This is a genomic window from Saccharomonospora halophila 8, from assembly GCF_000383775.1.
GTDB classification, from domain to species: domain Bacteria; phylum Actinomycetota; class Actinomycetes; order Mycobacteriales; family Pseudonocardiaceae; genus Saccharomonospora; species Saccharomonospora halophila.
In genome coordinates this window covers 4,751-6,968 of sequence record NZ_KB912522.1, presented here as the reverse complement: position 1 = coordinate 6,968, position 2,218 = coordinate 4,751, and the positions used below count along the sequence as shown (strand labels likewise).

3 protein-coding genes are annotated in these 2,218 nt (G+C 70.0%); 1 reads left to right on the top strand and 2 read right to left on the bottom strand.

Features of this window, described 5'->3' with window-relative positions; genetic code table 11:
• The coding region (locus tag SACHA_RS20920; protein ID WP_039738359.1) for an amidohydrolase family protein at positions 1-265 on the bottom strand (265 nt) is incomplete at its 3' end.
• A gap of 99 nt (positions 266-364) precedes the next feature.
• Here SACHA_RS20920 and SACHA_RS0107785 point away from each other — a divergent pair.
• Complete coding sequence (locus SACHA_RS0107785) at positions 365-1,744, top strand: KamA family radical SAM protein (protein ID WP_019808556.1); 1,380 nt, start codon at positions 365-367, stop codon at positions 1,742-1,744.
• A 63-nt stretch (positions 1,745-1,807) separates the two neighbouring features.
• Here SACHA_RS0107785 and SACHA_RS0107780 read toward each other — a convergent pair.
• The coding region (locus SACHA_RS0107780; RefSeq protein WP_157601630.1) for a hypothetical protein at positions 1,808-2,218 on the bottom strand (411 nt) is incomplete at its 5' end.

Genomic DNA, 2,218 nt, shown 5'->3' with positions numbered 1-2,218 from the left:
CGCCCGCGTCGCGGACGGTGGTCAGGTCGAGGCCGGTGAGGTGCAGGCCGGTGGCGGTGGCGTGCACGTGGGCGTCGACGAAGGCGGGGGCGACGAACGCGCCGTCGAGGTCGATCGTGTCGGCGTCGGGGTGCAGGGCGCGGGCGGGCCGGTCCTGGCCGACCCAGCTGACGGTGCCGTCGGTGATCGCCATGGCGGTGGCGTCGGGGGCCTGCGGGGTGTGGATACGGCCGCCGACGAGGAGGGTGGTGTTGCTGCTGCTCACGCCTCCCGAGTCTGCCACCCACCCTCGGCGACAACTTTTGCGCCGCAGTGTCGGTATGTCAGGATAATTTCCACCAGTTGTCGGATTTGAGGAGCAGAAGTGACTGCGATCCAGGAACCTGCTGCCGAGCTCGCGGAACAGCCCTACACCTACCGGCGCGCCGAGTTGGTCGAACCCGACTGGCGCCGCTTCCCGGGCTGGCGCGACGTGACCGGGACCGAGTGGCGGGACGCGCAGTGGCAGCGGGTGCACTGCGTCCGCAACGTCAAACAGCTGCGCGCGGTCATGGGTGACCTGCTCCAGGAGCGGTTCTACACCGACCTGGTGGCCGACCAGCGGCGGATGGCGACCATGTCGATGCTGCTGCCGCCGCAGATGCTGAACACGATCGCGCCGCACGCCGACACCGACCCGGCCACGTTCACCGACGCGTTCTACGCCGACCCGATCCGCCGGTACATGCTGCCCGTGGCCAGTGACCGCGACCCGGTGTGGCCCAGCCACCCCTACTCCCAGCGGGACTCGCTGCACGAGGCGGAGATGTGGGTGGTGGAGGGGCTGACCCACCGCTACCCCACCAAGGTGCTGGCCGAACTGCTGTCCACCTGCCCCCAGTACTGCGGGCACTGCACCCGCATGGACCTCGTCGGCAACTCCACCGAACTGATCGACAAGCACAAGCTGGAACTCAAACCGGTGGACCGGCAGGACGCCATCGTCGACTACCTGAAGCGCACCCCCGGGGTGCGGGACGTGGTCGTCTCCGGCGGCGACGTGGCCAACGTGCCCTGGCACCAGCTCGAATCGTTCCTGATGCGGCTGCTCGACATCGACACCGTGCGCGACATCCGCCTGGCCACCAAGGCGCTGGCCGGGCTGCCGCAGCACTGGCTGCAACCGAAGGTCGTCGAAGGGCTCGAACGGGTCGCCGGCACCGCGCGGCGGCGCGGGGTGAACCTGGCCATCCACACCCACGTCAACCACGCCCAGTCGGTGACGCCGCTGGTGGCCGAGGCCGCCCGCACCGCGCGGGAGGTCGGGGTCAGCGACGTGCGCAACCAGGGTGTGCTCATGCGCGGGGTCAACGACACGCCCGCCGCGCTGCTGGACCTGTGTTTCGCGATGCAGGGCGAGGCGAACATCCTGCCGTACTACTTCTACATGTGCGACATGATCCCCAACGCCGAGCACTGGCGGCTGTCGGTGCGGCAGGCGCAGGAGCTGCAGCACGCCATCATGGGTTACCTGCCCGGCTACGCCACGCCGCGGCTGGTGTGCGACGTGCCCTACGTCGGTAAACGCTGGGTGCACCAGCTCGCCGAGTACGACACCGAACTCGGCATCTCGTACTGGACGAAGAACTACCGCACCGGCATCGAACACGACGACCCGGAGGCGCTGCACCGCCGCTACCCCTACTACGACCCCGTGTTCACCCTGCCCGAGTCCGGCCGCACCTGGTGGGAAACCCAGCGGTAACGGTCACCGCGCGGACCGCGGGCCGGGGTGCGTGTGCTTCGTCGCACCCCGGCCCGCGGCGGCTCAGCCGCAGTTGAGGCCGTAGTAGCCGCGGAAGTTGTTCCGCCCGTTCAGCTCGACCAGGCCGGACACGTCGACACACCGGTGGGTCATGTCCACCCCGGCCGGGGTGTACGCGGGGCCCGCGTAGTAGCTGAAGGTGCCCGAGTCGCACCCGATGTCCGGGCAGTCGGGGAAGTCCCATCCGCCCGGGGCGATCCGGGCGTAGGTGTCGCCGGGAACCCCGTAGGCCTCGTTCTGCCGGTTCACGATCAGACAGTTGCGGTTCGCCGCCGACGACCAGTACACGTCGAACGCGCCCACGTCACCCCGCCCGAACGGGTAGTGGCCCACGTGGGCGTAGCCGCTGCCGCACGGACCGGCCTGCGCCTCCACGCCCCCACCTGCCGCGCCGTCGTCGCCCGTGGCCGCTCC